General features: G+C 57.1%; 22 protein-coding genes. 18 read left to right on the top strand and 4 right to left on the bottom strand.

Features of this window, described 5'->3' with window-relative positions; translation table 11 throughout:
• Nucleotides 1-57 precede the first annotated feature (57 nt).
• The 12 genes from BLW01_RS11535 (at nucleotide 58) to BLW01_RS11480 (ending at nucleotide 9,403) form a co-directional block, all read left to right on the top strand.
• The gene (locus tag BLW01_RS11535; RefSeq protein WP_092569817.1) at nucleotides 58-807 is read left to right on the top strand and encodes a YebC/PmpR family DNA-binding transcriptional regulator; all 750 of its coding nucleotides are present in this window, start codon (nucleotides 58-60) and stop codon (nucleotides 805-807) included.
• Nucleotides 808-816: 9 nt separating this feature from the next.
• Nucleotides 817-1,362: a crossover junction endodeoxyribonuclease RuvC gene (gene ruvC, locus BLW01_RS11530; RefSeq protein ID WP_092569815.1), complete on the top strand. Its 546-nt coding sequence runs from the start codon at nucleotides 817-819 to the stop codon at nucleotides 1,360-1,362.
• Between the two features lie 181 nt (nucleotides 1,363-1,543).
• Nucleotides 1,544-2,158: a Holliday junction branch migration protein RuvA gene (gene ruvA, locus BLW01_RS11525; RefSeq protein ID WP_092569813.1), complete on the top strand. Its 615-nt coding sequence runs from the start codon at nucleotides 1,544-1,546 to the stop codon at nucleotides 2,156-2,158.
• A 38-nt stretch (nucleotides 2,159-2,196) separates the two neighbouring features.
• Nucleotides 2,197-3,237 carry a Holliday junction branch migration DNA helicase RuvB gene (gene ruvB, locus BLW01_RS11520; protein ID WP_092569811.1) on the top strand — a complete coding sequence of 347 codons (1,041 nt, stop codon included), beginning with the start codon at nucleotides 2,197-2,199 and terminating at the stop codon, nucleotides 3,235-3,237.
• The gene (gene ybgC, locus BLW01_RS11515; RefSeq protein WP_092569809.1) at nucleotides 3,234-3,629 is read left to right on the top strand and encodes a tol-pal system-associated acyl-CoA thioesterase; all 396 of its coding nucleotides are present in this window, start codon (nucleotides 3,234-3,236) and stop codon (nucleotides 3,627-3,629) included. The genes ruvB and ybgC overlap by 4 nt, the downstream gene beginning before the upstream one ends.
• A 24-nt stretch (nucleotides 3,630-3,653) precedes the next feature.
• Nucleotides 3,654-4,343 (top strand): protein TolQ, encoded by a 690-nt coding sequence (gene tolQ, locus BLW01_RS11510; protein WP_092569807.1) that lies wholly within the window; start codon nucleotides 3,654-3,656, stop codon nucleotides 4,341-4,343.
• A gap of 13 nt (nucleotides 4,344-4,356) precedes the next feature.
• Nucleotides 4,357-4,800 carry a protein TolR gene (gene tolR / locus BLW01_RS11505; protein WP_092569995.1) on the top strand — a complete coding sequence of 148 codons (444 nt, stop codon included), beginning with the start codon at nucleotides 4,357-4,359 and terminating at the stop codon, nucleotides 4,798-4,800.
• Between the two features lie 9 nt (nucleotides 4,801-4,809).
• Nucleotides 4,810-5,928: a cell envelope integrity protein TolA gene (gene tolA, locus BLW01_RS11500; protein WP_092569805.1), complete on the top strand. Its 1,119-nt coding sequence runs from the start codon at nucleotides 4,810-4,812 to the stop codon at nucleotides 5,926-5,928.
• Nucleotides 5,928-7,220: a Tol-Pal system beta propeller repeat protein TolB gene (tolB, locus tag BLW01_RS11495; RefSeq protein ID WP_092569803.1), complete on the top strand. Its 1,293-nt coding sequence runs from the start codon at nucleotides 5,928-5,930 to the stop codon at nucleotides 7,218-7,220. The genes tolA and tolB overlap by 1 nt, the downstream gene beginning before the upstream one ends.
• 45 nt (nucleotides 7,221-7,265) lie before the next feature.
• Nucleotides 7,266-7,811, top strand: coding sequence for a peptidoglycan-associated lipoprotein Pal (gene pal, locus BLW01_RS11490; protein ID WP_092569801.1), 546 nt, complete (start codon nucleotides 7,266-7,268; stop codon nucleotides 7,809-7,811).
• A gap of 31 nt (nucleotides 7,812-7,842) precedes the next feature.
• Nucleotides 7,843-8,625 (top strand): tol-pal system protein YbgF, encoded by a 783-nt coding sequence (gene ybgF, locus BLW01_RS11485; RefSeq protein WP_092569799.1) that lies wholly within the window; start codon nucleotides 7,843-7,845, stop codon nucleotides 8,623-8,625.
• Nucleotides 8,626-8,641: 16 nt separating this feature from the next.
• Nucleotides 8,642-9,403, top strand: coding sequence for a YciK family oxidoreductase (locus BLW01_RS11480; protein WP_092569993.1), 762 nt, complete (start codon nucleotides 8,642-8,644; stop codon nucleotides 9,401-9,403).
• Between the two features lie 6 nt (nucleotides 9,404-9,409).
• On the opposite strand, the gene BLW01_RS11475 is transcribed toward BLW01_RS11480, so the two are convergent.
• Nucleotides 9,410-10,087: an HAD family hydrolase gene (locus tag BLW01_RS11475; RefSeq protein ID WP_092569797.1), complete on the bottom strand. Its 678-nt coding sequence runs from the start codon at nucleotides 10,085-10,087 to the stop codon at nucleotides 9,410-9,412.
• Nucleotides 10,084-10,815 (bottom strand): bifunctional 2-polyprenyl-6-hydroxyphenol methylase/3-demethylubiquinol 3-O-methyltransferase UbiG, encoded by a 732-nt coding sequence (gene ubiG, locus BLW01_RS11470; protein ID WP_092569795.1) that lies wholly within the window; start codon nucleotides 10,813-10,815, stop codon nucleotides 10,084-10,086. The genes BLW01_RS11475 and ubiG overlap by 4 nt, the downstream gene beginning before the upstream one ends.
• Nucleotides 10,816-10,956: 141 nt before the next feature.
• Between ubiG and galU the strand changes: the two genes are divergently transcribed.
• Both galU and BLW01_RS11460 read left to right on the top strand, forming a co-directional pair.
• Entirely contained in the window at nucleotides 10,957-11,847 is an 891-nt protein-coding gene (gene galU / locus BLW01_RS11465) for a UTP--glucose-1-phosphate uridylyltransferase GalU (RefSeq protein WP_092569793.1), read from the top strand.
• Between the two features lie 3 nt (nucleotides 11,848-11,850).
• Entirely contained in the window at nucleotides 11,851-13,140 is a 1,290-nt protein-coding gene (locus tag BLW01_RS11460; protein ID WP_092569791.1) for a nucleotide sugar dehydrogenase, read from the top strand.
• Here BLW01_RS11460 and BLW01_RS11455 read toward each other — a convergent pair.
• The gene (locus tag BLW01_RS11455) at nucleotides 13,107-13,754 is read right to left on the bottom strand and encodes a Fe-Mn family superoxide dismutase (protein WP_092569789.1); all 648 of its coding nucleotides are present in this window, start codon (nucleotides 13,752-13,754) and stop codon (nucleotides 13,107-13,109) included. The genes BLW01_RS11460 and BLW01_RS11455 overlap by 34 nt on opposite strands.
• A gap of 231 nt (nucleotides 13,755-13,985) precedes the next feature.
• On the opposite strand from BLW01_RS11455, the gene BLW01_RS11450 reads away from it, so the two are divergent.
• From BLW01_RS11450 to msrA, 4 genes are read left to right on the top strand one after another with little or no spacing between them, the layout of a single operon-like run.
• Nucleotides 13,986-14,804, top strand: coding sequence for a coiled-coil domain-containing protein (locus BLW01_RS11450; RefSeq protein WP_092569787.1), 819 nt, complete (start codon nucleotides 13,986-13,988; stop codon nucleotides 14,802-14,804).
• Nucleotides 14,805-14,816: 12 nt separating this feature from the next.
• On the top strand, nucleotides 14,817-16,676 hold the full coding sequence (gene tamA / locus BLW01_RS11445; RefSeq protein ID WP_092569785.1) for an autotransporter assembly complex protein TamA: 1,860 nt from the start codon (nucleotides 14,817-14,819) through the stop codon (nucleotides 16,674-16,676).
• Nucleotides 16,640-20,665, top strand: a complete 4,026-nt coding sequence (gene tamB, locus BLW01_RS11440) for an autotransporter assembly complex protein TamB (protein ID WP_229806411.1) — start codon at nucleotides 16,640-16,642, stop codon at nucleotides 20,663-20,665. Before tamA ends, tamB begins: the two co-directional genes overlap by 37 nt.
• Nucleotides 20,666-20,701: 36 nt before the next feature.
• Nucleotides 20,702-21,340: a peptide-methionine (S)-S-oxide reductase MsrA gene (msrA, locus tag BLW01_RS11435; RefSeq protein WP_092569783.1), complete on the top strand. Its 639-nt coding sequence runs from the start codon at nucleotides 20,702-20,704 to the stop codon at nucleotides 21,338-21,340.
• On the opposite strand, the gene BLW01_RS11430 is transcribed toward msrA, so the two are convergent.
• Nucleotides 21,321-22,361 carry a hydrolase gene (locus BLW01_RS11430; RefSeq protein ID WP_092569781.1) on the bottom strand — a complete coding sequence of 347 codons (1,041 nt, stop codon included), beginning with the start codon at nucleotides 22,359-22,361 and terminating at the stop codon, nucleotides 21,321-21,323. The genes msrA and BLW01_RS11430 overlap by 20 nt on opposite strands.
• Between the last annotated feature and the right edge of the window lie 3 nt (nucleotides 22,362-22,364).

Here is a 22,364-nt window from a genome sequence, read left to right as displayed (position 1 = left end):
GACACTGTCCGACCGGCATCTCAGTCGCGCCGGCGGCATGCCAAAGGAGTCTTTTGCATGGCGGGGCACAGTAAATGGGCCAATATCAAGCACCGCAAGGCCGCTCAAGATGCCAAACGCGGCAAGATATTCACCAAACTGATTCGCGAGTTGACGGTAGCTGCACGACAGGGAGGCGGGGAGCCCGATGACAACCCACGCCTGAGGGCTGCTATCGATAAGGCGCTCGCCAACAACATGACCAAGGATACCATCCAGCGTGCCATCGACCGCGGTGCCGGCAACACCGAGGGCGATGACATGGAGGAAACGGTGTATGAAGGCTACGGTCCGGAGGGAGTAGCCGTCATGGTCGAGTGTATGACGGATAACCGTAATCGTACGGTTTCCGAGGTGCGTCATGCGTTCAACAAGCATGGCGGAAACATGGGAACCTCAGGGTCCGTCTCCTTCATGTTCCATAAGCAGGGACGTCTGCAGCTACCGGAGGGGATTACCGAAGAAGCAGCCATGGAGGCGACACTGGACGCCGAGCCGGAGGAGATCGAACAACTCGATAATGGGGCGCTGGAAGTCGTTACATCGCCTGAAACCTTTGGCACGGTCAAGGATGCACTGGTTGCCGCCGGCATTGAGCCGGTATCCAGCGACGTGGGGCTTTATCCCGACAATTACACTCGAATCGAGGATGTGGAACTGGCACGCCGCATCATCAAGCTGACCGACATGCTCGAGGATCTGGATGACGTCCAGAACGTCTACACCAATGCAGACTTCGACGATGCCATTCTCGATCAACTCGAGTAAGTGCACGGCATGTTGATTCTGGGTATCGATCCTGGTTCCCGGATTACCGGCTACGGACTCATCGATGTCGATAGCGGAAAACCCGTATATGTGGGCAGCGGCTGCATCCGGATCCAGGCTGACGATCTGGCCCAGAAGCTGGCACAGATTTACGCAGGCGTCAGCGAATTGATCGCTATGCATAGGGTAGGGGAGTTTGCCATCGAGCAGGTGTTCATGGCTAAAAATGCCGACTCTGCCTTGAAATTGGGACAAGCGCGAGGCACGGCAATCGTTTGTGCCGCCAATCACGGTTTATCCGTCCATGAATACGGTGCCCGCCAAATCAAGCAAGCTGTCACGGGCACGGGCGCTGCGGATAAGTCCCAGGTTCAGCATATGGTCGTGGCTGTACTGGGGCTGAATGCCGTACCGCAAGCGGATGCCGCCGATGCACTGGCCATTGCCCTCACGCACGCCCATGCTCGACAGGGATTGCTCTCCGGGGGCAAACGGGGTCGTAGGCGTCCTTCACGCGGAAGAGTGACTCGTTGGCGTGATTTCCGTCCCGAATGATCATGGGTATCGAGAAGTGCAACATCACTTGGCGTACCCCGTTATCAAACACTGTTCTTTACCATGCTGGTCAGCCAGGCAGTGGATCAGTATAGTGACTGCGAGTTCTGCATGATGCCGTGTAGCGACTGACTTCACGGCAATCGGCAATGCGCTCCCGTTAAACAAGGACTGTCATGGCATGATAGGACGCCTGTACGGCACATTGATCGATAAGCAACCTCCCTGGCTGATGCTTGATGTCGGGGGCGTGGGCTATGAAATCGAAGCCTCGATGAATACCTTCATGGCGCTTCCCGGTACCGGTGAAACGACCCAACTGTTTACTCACTTGAGTGTTCGGGAGGATGCACATTTGCTTTTCGGCTTTGCCCGTGAGCGGGAGCGGGAGCTGTTCAGGGCGCTGATCAAGGTCAATGGCGTCGGCCCCAAACTAGCCCTGGCTATCCTGTCTGGAATGGATGAAGAGGCCTTCATGCGATGTGTCATGGAGGATGACATCAAGGCATTGACTCGACTACCGGGTGTTGGGCGAAAAACCGCCGAACGCCTTGTCATCGAGATGCGAGATCGATTTCCACAATGGCAGAGCCAAACACCAACAAGCTCCAGCGTGGCAGGAGAGCTGGGGGCATCGGAAAATCGTCACCCCGACACTATGGCCGATGCCGAGTCAGCGCTTGTCTCGCTGGGCTACAAACCGGCGGAAGCGACACGAATGCTCTCCGGTCTTGACGAGACCCAGAGCACGGAAGCCTTGATCAAGTCCGCGCTGACACGCAAGCTATCAGGCTGACATCGTGAAGATGTTGGTCATGTTGAATGGGGAGTCCCATGCTCGAGAGTGATCGCCTGATTGCCGCTGATGAAAAGGAAGGTGAGGCCGGTTTCGACCGGGCGATACGTCCACGAACCCTGTCTGATTACATCGGCCAGCCCCAGGTTCGCGAGCAACTCGATATTTTCATCAGTGCCGCGCGAGGGAGAAAGGAGAGCCTCGATCATACGCTGGTATTCGGTCCTCCCGGCCTGGGAAAGACGACATTGGCCAACATCATCGCTTCTGAGATGAATGTCGATATCAAGTCGACATCGGGCCCAGTACTCGAGCGAGCCGGTGATCTTGCCGCGATGCTGACCAACCTGCAGCCAGGTGATGTCCTGTTTATCGATGAAATTCATCGGCTTTCCCCGGTTGTCGAGGAAATCCTCTATCCCGCCATGGAGGATTTCAAGCTGGACATCGTCATTGGTGAAGGACCAGCAGCACGCTCGATCAAACTGGATCTACCGAATTTCACCCTTGTCGGCGCCACAACGAGAGCCGGCTTGCTGACATCCCCTCTGCGCGATCGCTTCGGCATCGTTCAGCGACTCGAGTTCTATGATATCCACGAACTGACTGAAATCGTTTCCCGTTCAGCTCGATTACTCGGTTTCGAGTCGGATATCGAAGGAGCCACGGAAATCGCACGCCGTTCACGTGGCACTCCGCGTATCGCCAACCGGTTGTTGCGTCGTGTACGTGACTATGCGGAAGTCCGCGGCGACGGTCGTCTTCAAGCAGATATTGCCGATCAAGCGCTCAACCTGCTTCATGTCGACCGCCATGGCCTTGATCATATGGATCGCCGTCTTTTGTTGGCCATGATCGAGAAGTTCGATGGTGGACCGGTCGGTGTTGATTCCCTGGCTGCCGCGATCAGTGAGGAACGAGATACGATCGAAGATGTCATTGAACCGTACCTGATCCAACAAGGATTGATGATGCGCACTGCACGTGGGCGCATGGTCACCCGACAGGCATATCTTCACTTCGGCCTTTCCAGTGGAAGTGACGATGCACCCGAGGCATCGGGAGAAACACGACCATGAGTCAGTTTCAGTGGCCGGTGACCGTGTATATCGAAGATACCGATGCTGGAGGTATCGTCTATTACGTCAATTATCTCAAGTATATGGAGCGGGCGCGCAGTGAATGGCTACGCCGGTATGACGTGACACAACAAGCGTTGCTACAGACCGGTATCCAATTGGTCGTTCATCGACTGGATTGCCGTTATGTCAAGCCCGCCCGGCTCGACGAACAGCTGCAGGTGAGCGTAAGCGTCGAGTCAGCCACTTCCTGTCGCCTGTGTTTCCATCAGGAAGTCACCCGTCGTGGGGAAGGGATCTGTGACGCCCGAGTCGATATCGCTTGTATCGATGCGGCTCGAGGCAAACCGACACGCTGGCCGACGGCGCTTGCCGCGGCTATCCATGGTTAACTGCAAGAATCGACGAGGACACCCGTGAACGACTCCATGTCCATCCCCTATCTGATCATGAACGCCAGCGGCGTCGTGCAAGTTGTCATGTTCATTTTGATTCTGGCATCGATACTGTCCTGGATCGTGATCTTTCAACGCAGTTTCGTCATCCGTCGTGCCAAACGCGCGCATCAGGCTTTCGAAGAACGATTCTGGTCAGGCATCGATCTCAACGAGCTTTACAAGGAAACCCCGTCTGAACAGGAAACCGTGGGTGCCGAACATATTTTTCGCGCCGGTTTCCGTGAGTTCAATCGGTTATTGCCCAAGACGCGTAACCCCCAATCGATCCTGGAGGGTGTGCAGCGGAGCATGCGTGTGGCCTGGTCGCGGGAAGAGGAACGTCTGAATCTTCATCTGGTGTTTCTCGCCACGGTCGCGTCCGCGAGCCCCTATATCGGTCTTTTCGGGACTGTATGGGGCATCATGGGCTCGTTCCAGAGCCTTTCCATGGCGCAACAGGCCACCCTGGCCACAGTAGCACCCTGGATCGCAGAAGCGCTCATTGCCACTGCAATGGGCTTGTTCGCAGCGATTCCTGCGGTCATTTTCTATAACCGGTTGTCTTCTGCTTCAGGAAAGCTTCTCGGCAAATACGAAGACTTTGCCGAAGAATTCCACTCGATCCTGCACCGGAACCTGCAGGGCCGCGGCACTTCAGAAGAGGCTTGAGGAGAACGCTATGATGCAGGGGCCTTTTCACCGCGGCGGTCATAATAAACCAATGGGCGAGATCAACGTCGTTCCCTTCATCGACGTCATGCTCGTTCTGCTGGTGATATTCATGATTGCCGCACCGATGCTGACCCAAGGAGTCCAGGTCGATCTGCCTCAGGTAACTTCGGAACCAATTGAAGATGTCGAGGACAGCGACCCTATTATCGTCTCGGTCGATCGGGACGGGGAATACTACATCTCGCTGGATGATGAAGAGACATCGGTTTCATTGGACAATATAGGCGACCGGATCATCGCCATTCTCGAGCGGCGTCCGGATACCCCTGTAATGGTGCGCGGTGACCGCAATGTTTCTTACGGGCAGGTCGTCACGTTAATGAGTACATTACAAACTGCTGGTGTCGCCAACGTGGGGCTGATTTCCGAACCCCCGAGCGGCGATGAGAACTAAGGTATCGTCATGGCCAGACACGACCAGCGTGTAGGCTATGGCCTGCCAGCAATGCTCGCTATCGGGCTGCACGTATTGGTGGTCATCATCAGTATGCTCAGTTTGCCTTCACGCGATTCCGATCCAACCGATGCGTCGGTCGTTCAGGCAACGCTGATCAGAGCGGAAACGACCACTGACCAGGCACTCCGAAACGAGGACGATAGTGGCGGTGCCGAGTCCTCCGAGGATGACAGTGAATCGGAAGAACCTTCTGAAAGCACTGAGGAGCCCAGCGAGCCGGAAGAGCCTCCGGAACAATCCGAGGAAGAACCTGAGGAGCAAGAGAGCGTTGACCAGGAAGCTGCTGAACAGGAGAGAGAAGAGGCACGACAGGCGGCGCTAGCCGAGGCGGAGCGTCGGCAACAGGAAGCTGAGCGCCTGGAACAGCAACGCGAAGAAGAACAACGACGCAGGGAAGAAGAGCAGCGCCGTCAGGAAGAGGCGGAACGCCAGCGCCAGGAGGAAGAGGAGCAGCGCCGTCAGGAAGAGGCGGAACGCCAGCGCCAGGAGGAAGAAGAGCAGCGCCGTCAGGAAGAGGAGCAGCGCCGTCAGGAAGAGGCGGAACGCCAGCGCCAGGAGGAAGAGGAGCAGCGCCGTCAGGAAGAGGCGGAACGCCAACGCCAGGAGGAAGAGGAGCAGCGCCGTCAGGAAGAGGCGGAACGCCAACGCCAGGAGGAAGAGGAGCAGCGCCGTCAGGAAGAGGCGGAACGCGCAGCTGAAGCGGCAAGCGGCAGTCTGGACCGTGCCATCGCGGGGGAAGAAGAAGCCATTGCCAATGCTCGCCAGGCAGAAGAAGCCGCCAATAGCTTTCAAAATCTGGTAAAACGTTATGTGGAACAGGCATGGAATGTGCCTCCTGACGCTGATTCCGATACCGTCGCACTTGTCAGGTTACGTTTATTGCCAACAGGTGAACTGGTTGAGACCAATGTGATTCAAAGCAGTGGTAGCGACTCGTTCGACCGCTCGGTAATACGTGCTGTCGAGAGAGCAGCACCGTTCAGGGAAATGCGGGATCTACCACCGGGAGCACAACGCCGCTTCCGCGAGTTCAATCTACGATTCAGCCCAGGGGATGTAAGCTGATGAAATACTTACTGAATCTTTGTTTTGGAGCCGCACTGTTACTCAGCAGTGCCATAGCTCAGGCTGACTTGACCATCGAGATCACACAGGGCAGTGACCGCGCCATTCCCATTGCCATCGTGCCTTTTGATGTCGAGGGGGGCGAGTCGCTTCCCGAGGACATGGCTGAAATCGTCAGCAACGATCTGGAACGCAGTGGTGAATTCGAGCCATTGTCTCGTAATGCACTGATCGCCGAGCCCAGCCAAAGCGATGACGTCAATTACCAGGAATGGCGAGCTGTCGATAGTGAATACCTTGTCGTCGGTCGCGTGGAAGAAGAGGGAGGACAATATCGCATTCAGTTCGAGTTGCTCGACATTGTTGGTGAAGAGCGCTTGCTGGGTGAGGTGATTACCAGCGAGCGGGACGAGTTGCGTGCGGCTTCGCATTATATCAGTGACCAGATTTTCGAAGAGATTACCGGTATTCGCGGCGCTTTCTCTACTCAAATTGCGTATGTCACAGCTCAAGGGGGCGAGGATGACCGACGTTATGCCCTCAACATTGCGGATGCCGACGGCCATAACAATCAGGAGATTCTGAGTTCCGATGAACCGATTCTTTCACCCGATTGGTCACCGGACGGCAAGAAGCTGGCTTATGTGTCATTCGAGACCGGCGAACCTGCGATTTATATCCAGGATATTGCTTCCAGCCAGCGCGTCAGGGCTTCGTCTTTCGATGGCATCAATGGAGCGCCTTCCTGGTCGCCGGATGGACGCAAGCTGGCGATGTCACTTTCCAAGGACGGCCAGCCCGAAATCTACGTTCTGGATATCGCCAGCCGGGAATTCGAGCGCATCACCGACAACGATGCCATCGATACCGAACCCAGCTGGTCGCCGGACGGTGATCGCATCCTGTTCACCTCTGATCGCAGCGGGGGCCCGCAACTCTACGAGATCGATTTAAGCAGCCGCGATGTCCAACGCATGACATTTACCGGTAACTACAATGCGCGCGGCAGATACGCCCCCGATGGCGACTCTCTTTTCATGATTCACCGGGACGACAGTGGGTACCGGGTCGCGCGTCAGGATCTGGATGATGATCGGTTGATCACGTTGACCGATTCGAATCGTGATGAATCACCCAGTGTTGCCCCCAACGGAACCATGGTAATCTTCGCCACCCAGCAAGGAAATCGTGGGGAACTCGGGGCGGTATCGGCCGATGGACGGGCATCGTTCCGCCTTCCTTCGACCGAAGGCAATGTACGGGAGCCAGCATGGTCACCGTTCATGAATTAATGCTGAATACTATTGATGTCATTCATTCCTGATAAGGAGTTGACGATGGAACTCAAGCCTTATGCCAAACATCTGGCTGCGGTGATTGCATTGGCCGTACTCGCAGGTTGCTCCAGTACCGGAGGAACCCAGGACGGGGATATGGAAACCGAAGGTGCTGATTCCGGCCGTGATTCTGCATCGGCTCAAGGCGCCTCGAGTGCAGACCAACAAAGTGGTACCGGCACGGGTAGCGGTATGGATGGGGCTGATGCCGATGGCATCCCCGACACCCGCACGATCTATTTCGAATTCGATAGCGATCGTATCCGTAGTGAATTCGAGTCCGTCCTCAATGACCACGCTGAGTACCTTCAAAGCAACGGCAATGCCGAAGTGGTACTGCAGGGGCACACCGATGAACGGGGGACCCGGGAATACAACATGGCGTTGAGCGAGCGTCGTGCCAAAGCCGTGGAACGTTACCTGAACGTGCAGGGTGTATCATCCTCCAAGATCGATATCGTGGCATACGGCGAGGAGCGGCCAGCTGCTGACGGCAGCGATGAAGAGAGCTACGCCAAGAATCGACGAGTGGTATTCTCCTATTGAGATGGCATGACCCTGTCACCAGGAGTCAATGATGAAACATGGTCTGAAATGGCTATGCGGTACGGGAGCCTTGGTGCTCCCGTTGTCCGTATGGGGTGGCCCCGAGATCACTGATCTCTCCGAGGGCAGTCAAGAAGGCAGCCAAGGATCGGGTAGCGGAAGCTCATTCTACGAGCAAACCCAGGCCCAATCCGGTGGCAGTCTCATGTTGCTGAACCAACTGGATGAGCAACAGGAGCAGCTTCGACAGTTACGCGGTCAACTGGAAGAGTTGCGCCACCAGTTTGAACGCGAGAAGCAGCTATCCAGGGAGCGTTATCTCGATCTCGAAGAACGATTATTGTCCATTAGTGAGTCGGAGGACGCATCGCCTCGGGTCGACACGCAATCAGCCCAGGATGTGACTTCAGGTAGCTCGAGTACGAGCAATGGCGATGCTGACGCCCAAGCAGCCTATCAGGATGCGTTTCAATACGTGCAGTCACGAGATTTTCCGGATGCTATCGATGCCTTTGAAGCGTTTGTCGAGGAGTATCCCGACTCCCGCTTCACGGCTAACAGCTATTATTGGCTGGGGGAGCTGTATTCGGCGGAATCGGAGCTTGACGCATCGGCTGACGCCTTCGAACGTGTCCTTGATGACTTCCCGGATAGCAGTAAGGTGCCTGATGCCATGTACAAGTTGGGACTGCTGCGTTCCCGGCAAGGCAACACCGAGGAAGGGCGTGACCTGCTGACACGGGTTCGTGATGAATATCCGGACAGCACTGCGGCCGAGCTGGCCGAAGAATTCCTCCAGCAAAGTGGCGATTGAGTCTTGAGGGAAAATGATGGCGTGTATGATCGATTACCAGGCGCCGCCTGACTTGTTGCAAGGGCGTGTCATTCTGGTGACGGGGGCAGGTGATGGCATTGGACGGGCAGCAGCCAAGCGGTATGCGGCCCATGGTGCGACCGTCATCCTTCTGGGCCGCACGATTCCCAAATTGGAAGCCGTTTACGACGAGATCGAAGCGGCAGGTGGTCCCCAACCGGCCATCTATCCCCTGAATCTCGAGGGTGCCAGCCTGACGGATTACCAGCACATGGCCGAGACCCTGGACAAAGAGTTCGGGCGGCTGGACGGCCTGCTTCACAACGCCGGCCTTCTTGGGCGCTTGACCCCCTTCGAGCAATACGACCCAGCGCTGTGGGAGCAGGTCATGCAGGTCAATATCAATGGACCAATCTGGATGACCCAGTCACTACTGCCCTTGTTGAAGCAGTCGGAAGACGCTTCGGTAATCTTCACGTCTTCAAGCGTGGGGCGCAAAGGGCGCGCTTTCTGGGGCGCCTATGCGGTATCGAAATTTGCAACAGAAGGGTTTGTCGAGATCCTCGCGGATGAACAGGAGAACGTCTCGTCCATCCGTATCAATAGCCTGAACCCCGGGGCGACGCGCACCCAGATGCGCAAGACTGCTTATCCCGGAGAAGATCCGGCCACCTTGCGAACGCCTGAGGACATCATGCCTACTTACCTCTGGCTGATGGGACCTGAGAGTCGTGAACACAGCGGCGAACGCTTCGACGCCCAACCTCCGCGCTCCTGACAGGTATCAAGGCAACGTCGCGCTAGCCGTCAATAATTCCACTAGTGCTTCCGGCGTTGCCGCCCACACATCAGCCGGCCAGTCGCGACAATCCTCCTTGCCATCCAGATAACCATAGGCAGCGGCAACGCCCGTCATTCCGGCTGCTCGGGCCGCTTCCATATCGCGGCGATGATCACCGATATACCAACACTCATCCGCCGATGCATCCAATTGTCTAGCGGCTTCCCAGAGTGGCTCAGGCGAGGGCTTTCTTTCGTCCAGGTCATCGGCACACAGCAGCGTCCCAGGACGTAAGTCCAGGGCATCAAGAAGCGGAATCGTGTAGGCTCGCGGCTTATTGGTGACAATCCCCCACGACCGGGGAGGGACGGACCAGCGATCCAATAATGAGTCCAAGCCCGGGAACAGGCGGCTTTTGGCAGCAACATCCTCACCATAGGCGGAAAGGAGGAAAGTGCGGGCCTTGGCATGGGCCGCATCCTCCTTGTCGATCCCCAGAGCCAGGGAAACCAGGGCATTACCACCATTGGACACTTCGGACCGGATTCGTGGGTACGGCAGCGGTGGCAAGCCATGATGGGCCCTGAGTGCATTGGTCGCTCTGGCAAGGTCCGGTGCCGTATCGACCAGTGTGCCATCGAGGTCGAAGAGCAGGACACGGGGGAGGCGGCGGTGGGTCACGGCATCTCCAGTCGGCAATGCATCAGGTAATTGACGGACACATCGTGCTCAGCCAGACGATAGCGACGTGTTACCGGGTTGTATGTCAGTCCGCACTGTTCCCTGATCTGAAGTCCGGTGTGTCGACACCAACTCGAGAGTTCCGACGGACGAATGAACTTGCTGTAATCATGTGTGCCGCGAGGCAAGAGGCCCAAAACATACTCAGCGCCCAGAATCGCTAAAGCATACGCTTTGGGGTTGCGATTGATCGTGGAGAAGAAAACATCGCCCCCTGGTTTGACCAGCGTGGCACATGCACGGACGACCGATGCCGGGTCCGGGACATGCTCCAGCATTTCCAGACAGGTGACGACGTCATACTCGCCGGGGTGTTCCTCGGCCATGGACTCGGCACTGATTTGCCGGTAATCGATAGTGACGCCACTTTCCTGCTTATGCAGCTCCGCGACAGCCAATGGCTCCTTGCCCATATCGATTCCCGTGACAACGGCACCTCGATGGGCCATGGCCTCACTGAGGATGCCACCACCACAACCGATATCAATGACCTTTTTGCCCGCCAGATTGACGCGTGAGTCGATGAACTCGAGCCGAAGAGGATTGATGTCGTGAAGTGGTTTGCAATCTCCCTCCTTGTCCCACCAGTGGCTGGCCAGCACATCGAACTTGGCGACTTCGATCGCATCGACGTTATCGGATTCCGGAGAGACTGTCGGACGGGTCATGATAGGCCTCTAGCAGCGTTGCATGTTCCTGATTGTACCGTTGGCACATTCTGCGCGCGACATTTTCGCTCGTGTGCAAGAGTCAGCGTTCAGGCTATGGCATAATCTCCCCGTTCATTCACTGCAATGCAAGGACTCGCTATGATCCGCAAGGCCGTATTGCCAGTCGCCGGATTTGGCACACGTTGTCTGCCAGCCTCCAAGGCGATTCCCAAGGAGATGATCACGATCGTCGACAAGCCGGTGATCCAGTATGTCGTGGAAGAAGCCGTCGAAGCCGGGATCAAGGAGATTGTCCTGGTGACGCATTCCAGTAAAGGGGCCATCGAAAATCACTTCGACAAGCATTTCGAACTCGAGACCACGCTGGAAGCCAAGGGAAAGACGGAACTGCTCGAGGAACTACGCAATATCATCCCCGACGACGTCAGGATCATCAGCATTCGCCAGCCTGAACCGCTGGGCCTGGGACACGCCATACTGTGTGCGCGTCCTGTCGTCGGTGACAACGAGTCATTTGCGGTCCTGTTACCGGATGTGTTGGTAGATGATAACGGTATGTCGAAAAACGATCTGGCCGGCATGATCGACGCTTACGAACGCAGTGGTCAGGCCCAGGTCATGGTGGAAAATGTGCCACGCGAGCTCGTCTACAAGTACGGTATCGTTGCATTGGATCAACCTGACCTGGCACCTGGCCAATCGGCCTCGCTGACCGGCATGGTAGAAAAACCCATGATCGATGAGGCGCCTTCGACGTTAGCCGTAATAGGGCGATATCTCCTGCCCGGCTCCATTTTCCCGTTACTGGCTACCACGCCGCCGGGAGCCGGTGACGAAATTCAGTTGACGGACGCGATCGATGCGTTGCGTCACCAGACAGGTGTTTCTGCCTATCGCATGCAGGGTGCCACTTACGATTGCGGTCACCAGCTAGGTTATCTCGAAGCCATTCTGGCCTTCGCCAAGCGGCACCCGAAATATGGTGCCGACTTCGGCGATCTGTTGACCCGTTACTCCTCACAGGGTTGAATCATGCGTGTTCTCGTTCACGGCAGTGAATTGTCATCCGCAACGGCTGCCGCAGCACTGGCAAGTGTCGGCCATCAAGTCAGTTGGTATCCTTATCCCGAGTCGCCTTGGTCGACGCTGCGTGATTCCGGCTGGTTGCAGCGGGAACCGGGGCTCGTGGAGCAGATCGAGTCCTCAGCCAGGACCCGCAGCCTGAATATCGTCGAGTCGCTTTCCGAAGAGCCGACTGACTACGATATCCTCTGGATCGCCTTGGCACCGGATCAACGCGCTGCGGCGCAGACGTGTGTCCGCCACGTTGCCAATCATCAGCAGTCGCCCCTGATCGTGGTCAATAATTCAACCTTCCCTGTCGGCGACACCGAAAATCTCGAACAGGCATTGGGACATGAAGGGCAGGTGGCTGTCAGTCTGCCTGACATGATCGAGGAAGGTCGTGCCTGGCATATTTTTACCCGTCCTGAGCGTTGGTTGCTCGGCTGCGAGGATGCGAAAGCCGAAAACCAGATTCGCGAACTCTTGCGCGCCTTCAATCGACGCGCCGATGTCTTCCAGTGCATGTCGCGTCGTGCTGCCGAACTGACCAAGCTTGCCGTCAACGGTATGCTGGCTACCCGTATCAGTTACATGAACGAAGTCGCTGGATTGGCGGACTCCCTGGGTGTCGATGTCGAGCAGGTGCGCCAGGGAATGGGAGCTGATTCGCGCATCGGATATGAATATCTCTATCCGGGATGCGGATTCGGTGGACCCAACTTCTCCCGGGATTTGATGCGCCTGGCCGATGTGCAGTCGGCCAGTGGCCGTGATTCGGTATTGCTCGAGCGGGTGTTGGATATAAACGAGCACAAGAAGGAAACACTATTTCGCAAATTGTGGGCACATTTCCATGGCCAATTGAAGGGACGTACGGTCGCTATCTGGGGGGCAGCGTTCAAGCCGGGCACGGCACGCATCGACCATGCCCCCGTTTTGACACTGTTGAAGGCCTTATGGGCACAGGATGTCCATGTGCGGGTTCACGACCCGGCCGCTCTGCCGGCATTGCTTGAGCAGGTGGGGGAGCACCCGCTGTTGACCGGATTCAATGGTGATCCCTTGGAGGCTTGTAAAGGCGCTGATGCGCTACTGCTGGTCACCGAATGGAAACAGTACTGGAACCCCGATTGGCGCCAGCTGCGGGATGCCTTGAAAGAGTGTTTGGTCCTGGATGGACGCAATATTTACGACCCGACGTATGTCGCGGCTCGCGGACTGACCTATCGAGGCATTGGACGACGAGCGGACCCTTGATGACTCGCCACCGACGGTGCCTTGGCATTCATGGCGACGAAGTCCCAGTTGATGATGTTCCGTAATGCTGCAAGGTACCGTAGGCCAGCTTTAGCTGGATCGCCATTGTGAGCATAATCTTGGTAATACGCGTGCTTGCAGAGGTCAATACTGAGCAAGGGCGTTTGCCCATGAGCGATGGGGGTATCCGTATCGGGCAATGTGATCACCCGCAGTTCCCCCGTGTCCTCTCTAACGAGCCAGATCCATCCGTCGCCAAGGCAGTTAAGCGCTCGATATGAAAGTGCATCATGAAACGCATCGACACTACCGAATACCGATACCAGTTCACGCGACAATTCTCCTGATGGACCGCCGCCACCAAATGGTGAAAGACAGTGCCAGTAGAAGGTATGATTCCAAGCTTTGACTGCTTGGTCGGATAGCGGAGCCGACTCCTGGAAGATGAGAATTTCCAATGACCTATCGGCTTGAGAGGTAGTGCTCATCAGACGATTGAGATCAGCGATGATTTCCCCGTGATGGTGACGGTAATGATCATCTACCATTCCGGCGGATAAATACGGCTCCAACGACTGCTTATCATAAGGGAGTGCGGGGAGTTCAAACGGCATATCGAGATCACCCGAAGCATTGTGTAAAGATATATTTCGACGGAAAACCCGCGACCCGCTACCGAATCCACTGCAAAAAACCGTACAATACAACTATCTGCAAACGGCGGATCGTCACATCGTAGCAGTATGGGGTATGCTCGCCAATGTCGGGCGACATCGTCTTCCCATGAGCAAGATCGTGAACGCCGCTACCTAGAGAAGTCGTCATCCGGACAGGAGTCCCTTTTTATGGCCGAGCGCCCGGAGGAAGAACGCGTCCCCCCCCGTATCGTGCCTGATGCTGATACCAGTCTGGGGTCTCATCATCCGCCCCGTCAGCGGTATGCTCCAGCCCCTAGGCTCTGGCCGCTTTGGTGCCTGATGTTTCTCATGGTGTTGGCCATGGGGGGTATGGGCTATGTCGGCTGGCAGATCCATCAGGCGCTGCAACGTGATGTCGACAGTCTGGAAGGGCAATTGTCAAACATCCATGCGCGTTTCGACAGTATCGATGAAACCCGGACCACAGGGCTCGATGACATCGAAGAGCAACTTGCCGCGATGGATGAAACCCAGCAGTCACTGGCGAACCGGCTGGATGAGCAGCAAGAGCGAATCGATGGAATGGAAGGCAACGATGAGCTCGAAACCACACTGGCCGATATCGAGGAACGGCTCGATGATACCGACGACAACTACAACAGCCTGAGTGATATCGTCGATGCCACGCGTGAGTCCCTCGACGCGCTGGAGCGTGCCGGCGAGGACAGCCGAGCGACTCTCGCAAGTCGCCAGGAAGACAATAGGGAACGACTCGACAACTGGCAGGAGCGCCTGGATCAGTGGGAAAACCGTCAATCCGCGCAGGATGTCATGGTGTCGTCTCTCATGACCTCGGTTCGCTCACTGGAAGACCAGTTCGAAGCCCTGGAGGGTGCCAGGGACTCCGATCAGGAGACGCTGGGCGAACTTGAGCAGCGTCTTGAAGACACTCGGGACCAGCTCACCGAACTCAGACAATCTCAAGTCGCCATCAACGCCCAGCTCGAAGCGTTGCAAGGACAATGAGGATGTCGTTGCATGGGTGAACGTTTTCTCCGGCAAGTCTGGCGTTTTCTCGCCATGGCCTGCTTGTCGCCTTCCGTTTTGGCACTGGAGGCCCATGTTGACGGTCTTGATCACGAACCAGCGAAAGGTAACGTCATCACCTACCTGGAAGCGATCGAGGGAGAACGCTATAGCCGTAATCGTCTCGCAGCTGTCGTCAGACGCCGGAGCGCCGAAGCCTTGCGAGTCTATGGCTATTACGAACCTCAGTTTGCTGTGGAGCTGGAGGGCGACCCGGTCGACCGGGTCAATGTCACGATCGATCCAGGTCCCCGGGTGACGGTCACAGAGCTCGATATAGGCGTCAGTGGCGATGCCGAAAACGATGACACCTTTCAGGAGGCCCTTGCCGGGTTCCCGCTCCAGGAAGGCGACCCCTTGGAGCACGCCCCCTATGACCGATTGCGCAATCGGTTGTCGGCACTGGCTCTCGAGCGAGGTTATTTCGATTCGCAGTACCGTCAGCGCCGCATGGAGATTCGCCCCTGGGAAGCGAGCGCCCGCTTGTACCTCTTGCTCGATAGTGGCCCTCGGTACCGCTTCGGCGAGGTCAATTATCAAGGCAGTCACATCGACGAGGATCGCCTGCGTCGTATGCAGCCGTTCGATACAGAGACGCCTTATCTCGCCGGTGATCTGGCCACGTTCAACCAACGGCTGGGACAGAGCGAATGGTTTTCCTCGATCAGTGTACGACCCCGCATTCGTCAAGGGGAGCAATTGGCCATCGAGGAACCTTCATCAAGATGGTGGGAGGAAGCGGTACTGGACGATGACCCGGCGGCAGCCCAGCCCCGTCGACACAGATTGTCGGCTCAGGCCCTGATATCGGCCAATGACATCAGTCCACGGCAGTCACATGACGTTCCGATCGATGTCCGCCTGGCCCCCGCCGACCGGCATCAGTTCGAGACCGCAATCGGCTACGCCACCGATGTCGGTCCCAGGGTGCGCTTCTCCTGGGATCAACCGTGGATCAATAGCGATGGCGACAGTCTTGATCACGACTTGTTTCTATCGGCCCCGGAACAGCGTCTGACCGGCGAATATGTCATGCCTCTGGAAGACCCGTTGCGGGATAGTTACCGGCTGCAGTACGGCTTTCGGCAGCGCGATAGCGAGGATACGAACAGCCTTGAAGCTGCCGTGGAACTTGCCAGACGCTGGGAGTTCGACAACGGTTGGACCCAGAGCCTTTACTTCCGTACGCTTTATGAAGATTTCACTCAAGCCGATCAGGAAGATCAGGTGCTGCTGTATTACCCCGGCATCAGTTGGTCAAGGACACGAACTCGAAATCCGACCTTCCCGTCGTGGGGAGACCGCCAGCGATTGGCTATCGAGTACTCCGATAGCACTTGGGGATCGGATGCCACCTTTCTGAGAGCGACGCTGGATTCGCAGTGGATCCGCATGGTCGGCGATGATCTTCGCCTAGTCGGCCGAACCGGTGTCGGGGCGATCGATACCGATGACTTCGACAAGATACCCCCATCATTGCGCTTCTTTACCGGTGGTGATCGCAGTATCCGCGGCTATTCATACGAAAGCCTGGCTCCTCGTAACGACGAGGGTGAATTACGCGGTGGGCAGCATATGTTTACTGCCAGCGCCGAAGTACAAAGACGCATTACCGGCGATTGGTGGGGTGCCGCTTTCACCGATACCGGCAATGCGTTCGACAGCTGGTGGCCCGACACGCTGAATACGGGGGCAGGGCTGGGAGTTCGCTGGATATCACCAGTCGGTCCGATTCGACTCGACATCGCACACCCTTTCGACGACGAGGATGATTCGTGGCGCATCCATTTCGCCATCGGCCCCGAGTTCTAAACGTCCTGGCAGCCCTCTGGGCACTGTCGCGTACACTGATCTGGATCCCTCTATGGTTGATCGGCCTGGTCCTCTTCTCATTGGGCCTGGCGTTATCACCATGGGGGACCGACATGCTCCTCGAACAAGGAGAGTCCAGGGGGTGGCTGAGCTATGATGCCGTCGAAGGCGCTCCCTTGGATACATTCCACATCCAGGGACTGCAGTTTGCGGCGGGACCTGCGAATGTTCAGGTAGCGGATCTACGGCTCGCCTGGGCCGAGGATTGCGTGCTTTCCGGCAGCCTTTGCCTCGACGATCTTTCCATTGACGGTGCCCGCTTAGTCCTGGAAGAAGGCACACCTGCAGAAGCAAACGATACACCTGCCGACGAGAATGGGGGAGGCACTCCTGCCATCAAACTCCCGTTTCCCGTCGATCTTCGGCGTCTCTCGTTAACGGATGTCGACATCGAATTGAGTGATGGCACCCATCTGGGTTGGGAGAATTTCCAGACGGGAGCCTTTGCCCGGGATGAGCGAGTAGAGCTGGCACCAACCCGTTTGACCTCGCCCTACGTCTCCTCACCCCCGACGCCGGGTGAGGCCCTGGCACCATCCAATGAATCGAGAAGCGATACGACGCATCGCATCACGGCTTCAGCCATCGATGCGTCGATTTCTGCTCAATCCCCTTTGCGGACTTCTGCAGACACTACGCGGGCAGAAGCGGAGGAGACCCCACTTGATGCTCGTGACCGTCTGACCTTGCCTGAGATACGCCTGCCTATCGGCTTCGACATCCCGGAACTGACGATCGAGGATTTCCGGTTGAACGGCCCTACCGATTATCAGGTGGAACGATTGGCCCTGACGGCGTCTGGAGAAGGGCATCGCGTGGCTATCGATCCGCTGACCATCGAGTCACAGGATGCCGAGATATCTCTTGGTGCTGACATCGAGTTACGTGATGACTACCCCTTGAAGGCTCGATTGCAGGGTGAACTGTTCCTGCCGGATATCATGCCGGAACTCGCAGGGGAGACAGTGACGTTGGATCTTAACGGCAGCCTGGCTGAACTGGACATGGCTCTGGCGACACAAGGCCCGGTTGCTCTTCAGCTTGATGGAGAACTGGACGCCCTGGATCCTGGCGTTCCATTCGCACTGGAGCTTCGATCCGAACAACTGCAATGGCCTCTCGATACTGGAGAAAGGGAAGACGAAAGCGCTACCGACTCCGTCTACCTTCTCCAGGGAGTCAACCTTCAGGCGAAAGGAGATCTCCAGGGTTACAGCACGTCAGTCTCGATGCAGGCCAGTGGCCCGCAATTCCCCGAGACACAACTGGCCATGACCGGGACCGGAGATCTGGAACAGTTCCAATGGCTGTCCTTGATTCTGGATACCGAACGCGGTTCCCTGGAAAGCCAAGGCCAGGCCGGCTGGTCCGAAGGACTGGATATCGGCGCCCAGCTACGTGTTGAAGACCTTGACCCCAGCCAATTTACCGAGGCAATTGCAGGTCGGATCAATGGAGAGTCACATCTTCGTTTCGCACAAACCGATGGCGGGGGATGGCAACTCGACATCCCTGAACTGGGATTGGATGGTGAACTGCAGTCGTTACCTTTTACTCTGGATGCCGCACTGTCCGGCAACAGCGATATGCAGTGGCAAGTCGATCACCTGGACTTTCGCCAGGGCGATAATCGTCTGACCGCACAAGGGGAAGTCGCCAATCGGCTCGACCTTCAGGGCGAGCTGGATATCGCTCGGCTTGATACGCTGTCGAATGGCCTGGGAGGAAGCATACGGGGGGACATCGTCCTCGGCGGTACATTCGATACGCCTCAACTCGATCTTGATGTTCAAGGAGATTCCCTGCGTTTTGCCGAAAACCGGATCGAAAGCCTTTCTCTCAACGCCGATATCAGGGGAATCGACGACCCGCAGTTGAATGCCGACCTCAATGCCTCGGATATCGTATCCGGCAGCCAGCGTCTCGACTCCGTCACCCTGGGCCTTTCAGGGCGGCTATCCGACCATCGCCTGACCCTTGATGCCAACGCTGACGACACCATGCAGCTTTCCCGTGCGGAAATGGTACTTTCCGGGGGAGTGAATGCCGATCGAACGCGTTACCAGGGACGTATCGATCCTCTCTCGTTGGCAACACGCCAGGGCGACATTCAACTGGATGAAAGCATCGACTTTGCCGTCAACCTGGATGCCGGCCGATTGCAAGCACAGCCATTCTGTCTTCGTCGTGAGACGGGCGGGCATTTGTGTCTCACCGAACCATTGGAAGCCTCCGCGGAATCCGGACGTGTCGTCATTGCCCTTGATGAATTACCGATGGACTTGCTGACGGACTCACTTCCGGAGGGGTGGTCGGTAAGCGGTGACACGCAAGGCGACGTGACGGCGACCTGGCGCCAGGGAGGTGCCAGATGGTCACTGGACACCGAGGTCGATAGTCATCTGTCGCTAAGTGGTGTCGATGCCTATGGGCAACCCTGGGAACTACCGGAATCCAGGTTGGCACTGCGCAGTGAGGCCACTCAGGATCAAGCGGATTTGGCCTTGGATTTGAGCCTGGCCGAAGCCGGCGATATGGGACTGGATCTGACGATCGATCAGCCAATGGAGGTAGGCGATCTGAGCGGCACGCTGTCACTGAACGATATTCGCCTCACGCCATACCAGGCTTTCGTGACAGGCATGGATGAGCTCGAGGGGGAAATCAGCGGTAACGTCGATATCACCGGTAATCTGGAAACCCCTGATATGGACGGTATGGTCCAGTTGTCGGGATTACGGGCCAGTGGCGGCGAGTTGCCACTCGATGTCAGCAATGGAGAGTTGAATATCGAGCTGGCAGGTGACCGCGGTACGATCGGCGGCTTTATCGACGCCGAGGAAGGTCGTCTCGAACTCGACGGCAATGCCGAATGGCCAAGTCGCGACGACTGGCAGGCGGCCATCGACATCGATGGACGTGATTCGCCCCTGCTGATTGACATGCCGGAGTTCGGGCGCCTTCGTGTTGCCCCTGACCTGGCGATTGCTGCCAATCCGTCCCGCCTGCAGATCCGCGGCAATGTCGACGTGCCCTGGGCGCGTCTGGAGATCGGTCAACGACCGGCTTCAGCCGTATCTCCCAGTAGCGATGAAGTGATCATTAGCGAGCGCGACGATCAGGAAGCACGACAAGCAGCCAATGAAACAGATGATGAAGGCGCTGACACCGCGACGTCGGAAACCATGGCTGATGCCGGGATGCAAATGGACATGCAGATCGACCTTTCGCTGGGACCGGATATGTTACTCGAAGCGTATGGACTGGAATCCGGGTTGCGGGGGAATCTTGAGGTGCGGCAGAGCAGTGGACCTCTGCAATTGTTCGGGGATGTCAGTCTCGTTGACGGTCGTTTCAGCGCCTATGGGCAGGAACTATTGATCCGCCGCGGTAAAGTGTTGTTCAGTGGCCCGCCAGATCAACCCTTGCTTGATTTCGAGGCTATCCGCGACCCGGATGTCACGGAAGATGGTGTCATCGCCGGGCTTCGGGTCAGCGGTCCAGCTGAATCCCCGCAGTTACGGGTATTTTCGGAACCCGCGATGGATGAAACGCGCGCCTTGTCATATCTGCTGAGGGGGAGAGCGCCGGAGGATGGTGATGCCGATGGCGCACTTACCTCAGCATTGATCGGGCTATCGTTATCCCGCACAGGCAGTACGGTCGGTCAGCTCGGACAAGTCTTCGGGGTCGATGACCTCGCGCTTGACACCACCGGTACGGGTGACGACAGCCAGGTCGTGGTCAGTGGCTATGTCTTCGATGACCTCAAGGTCAGCTACGGTGTCGGGATATTCTCCCCAATTGCAGAACTCACGCTGCGTTACACTCTCTGGAGAAACCTGTACTTGGAGGCGGTTTCCGGTGCAGCGCAAGCCGTCGATCTCGTCTATCGTTTCAGTCTTGGCAAAGCGCCGAATGCGCCCTGACAATACAGAGACGATCGTTATGGAGGAACCGTCATCATGTTCAAGCATCAACGTGAAGCATCCATGGTCTCGGCCGACCAGGCCCTTCCCGGAAGGGATACACCGTTGAAGATCAGCGGGGTACATGTGATCAATGGTCAAACCATGCTGCCTCCCTACCCGCAAGGGATGGAGGAGGTCGTATTCGGTATGGGGTGTTTCTGGGGTGCCGAACGCTGTTTCTGGGAATTGCCGGGCGTACATGTCACTGCCGTTGGCTATGCGGGCGGCCATACCCCCAACCCAACCTACGAAGAGACGTGTACCGGACTGACAGGGCACGCTGAAGTGGTCAGGGTAGTATTCGACCCATCCCGGATCACTTTTGACACGTTGCTGCAAGTCTTTTGGGAAGCCCACGACCCCACACAAGGCATGCGTCAGGGCAACGACAAAGGAACCCAATACCGTTCAGCGATCTACACCACGAATGATCGCCAGCTGGCAGCCGCCAAAGCGAGCCGTGACCGCTATCAACAGGCCCTTGATGCTGCAGGCAGGGACGCCATTACGACCGAGATCGAACCACTCGAGACATTCTATGTCGCCGAAGAGTATCACCAGCAATATCTAGCCAAGAATCCCGGCGGATATTGCGGACTGAAAGGCACGGGCGTCAGCTGTCCGATCGGCTAGCCGACTGCAACGACCATCCCATCGTGGAAGGGGAGAGAGCCGCCCAATCGTTGAGTTGTGCGGTGATGCGGCGCGCCAACCAGGAACTCAATCGCCACCCGCGCCGCTCCATGAAACCGACGTGCCCACCGTGCCTGGCAATCTCCACACGAACGGCATCCGATGGTGTCGGTAATCGCGAGAACAGTTCGCCCGGCATGAACGGGTCGTCGGCAGCATGAAGAATGAGTGTCGGTATCTCGATATCTCCGAGCAACCGGCCGGCCGAGGCTCGGCGATAATAGTCGCTGGCTGAAGCAAACCCATGCAGGGGGGCGGTCACTTCATTGTCGTAAGCCCAGAAGCTGTCGAGCTCCTTCAACTGGTGCGGCGTCAACGAAATCGGCAAGGGGCCTTGCGACATCTTGGTCGCAATCTTGCGTTTCAATGATTTGAGCAAATGCCGCTGATACACTCTGGCGAACCCCGTATTCAACGCATCCGCGCTGGCAGCCAGGTCCAGGGGCGCACTTACCGCTATCGCACCCGCCAGGTCCAGGCCATCGCCACCCTGCTCGGCAACGAGTTTCACCAGCATATTGGCACCGAGGGAGACACCGGCCGCCACCTTGATGGCATGCGGATAGCGCTGTGCCAATTGCGCGATGATCCAGTAAGCATCGGCCGTGTCACCACTGTGATACGCCCTGGGAAGCCGGTTCGAGGCCTGACCGCACCCACGGAAATGCATCAACACGGCGCGCCAGCCGCATCGTGCTGCGGCGGCCAGCATGTCCCTCGCATAGGGCGAGTCAAACGATCCTTCCAGGCCGTGAAACAGGATGAAAAGCGGAGCGTCATGGCGTACGGGGGCATTCCGCAACCATGCCAATTCGACGAAATCACCATCCGGAAGGTTGATGATTTCGGTGTCTCTGGCCAATCGTCGGCGTGGCAGCAAACGAGGCAATAGCGTTTGAAGGTGCCGGTTAGCCAGTCCCTTGGGGGGACGAAAGTCGGCGGAAACGATGGTGCGTGACATGCC

This window comes from Aidingimonas halophila (genome assembly GCF_900106955.1).
Lineage (GTDB): Bacteria > Pseudomonadota > Gammaproteobacteria > Pseudomonadales > Halomonadaceae > Aidingimonas > Aidingimonas halophila.
This window is presented reverse-complemented; position numbering and strand designations above follow the sequence as displayed.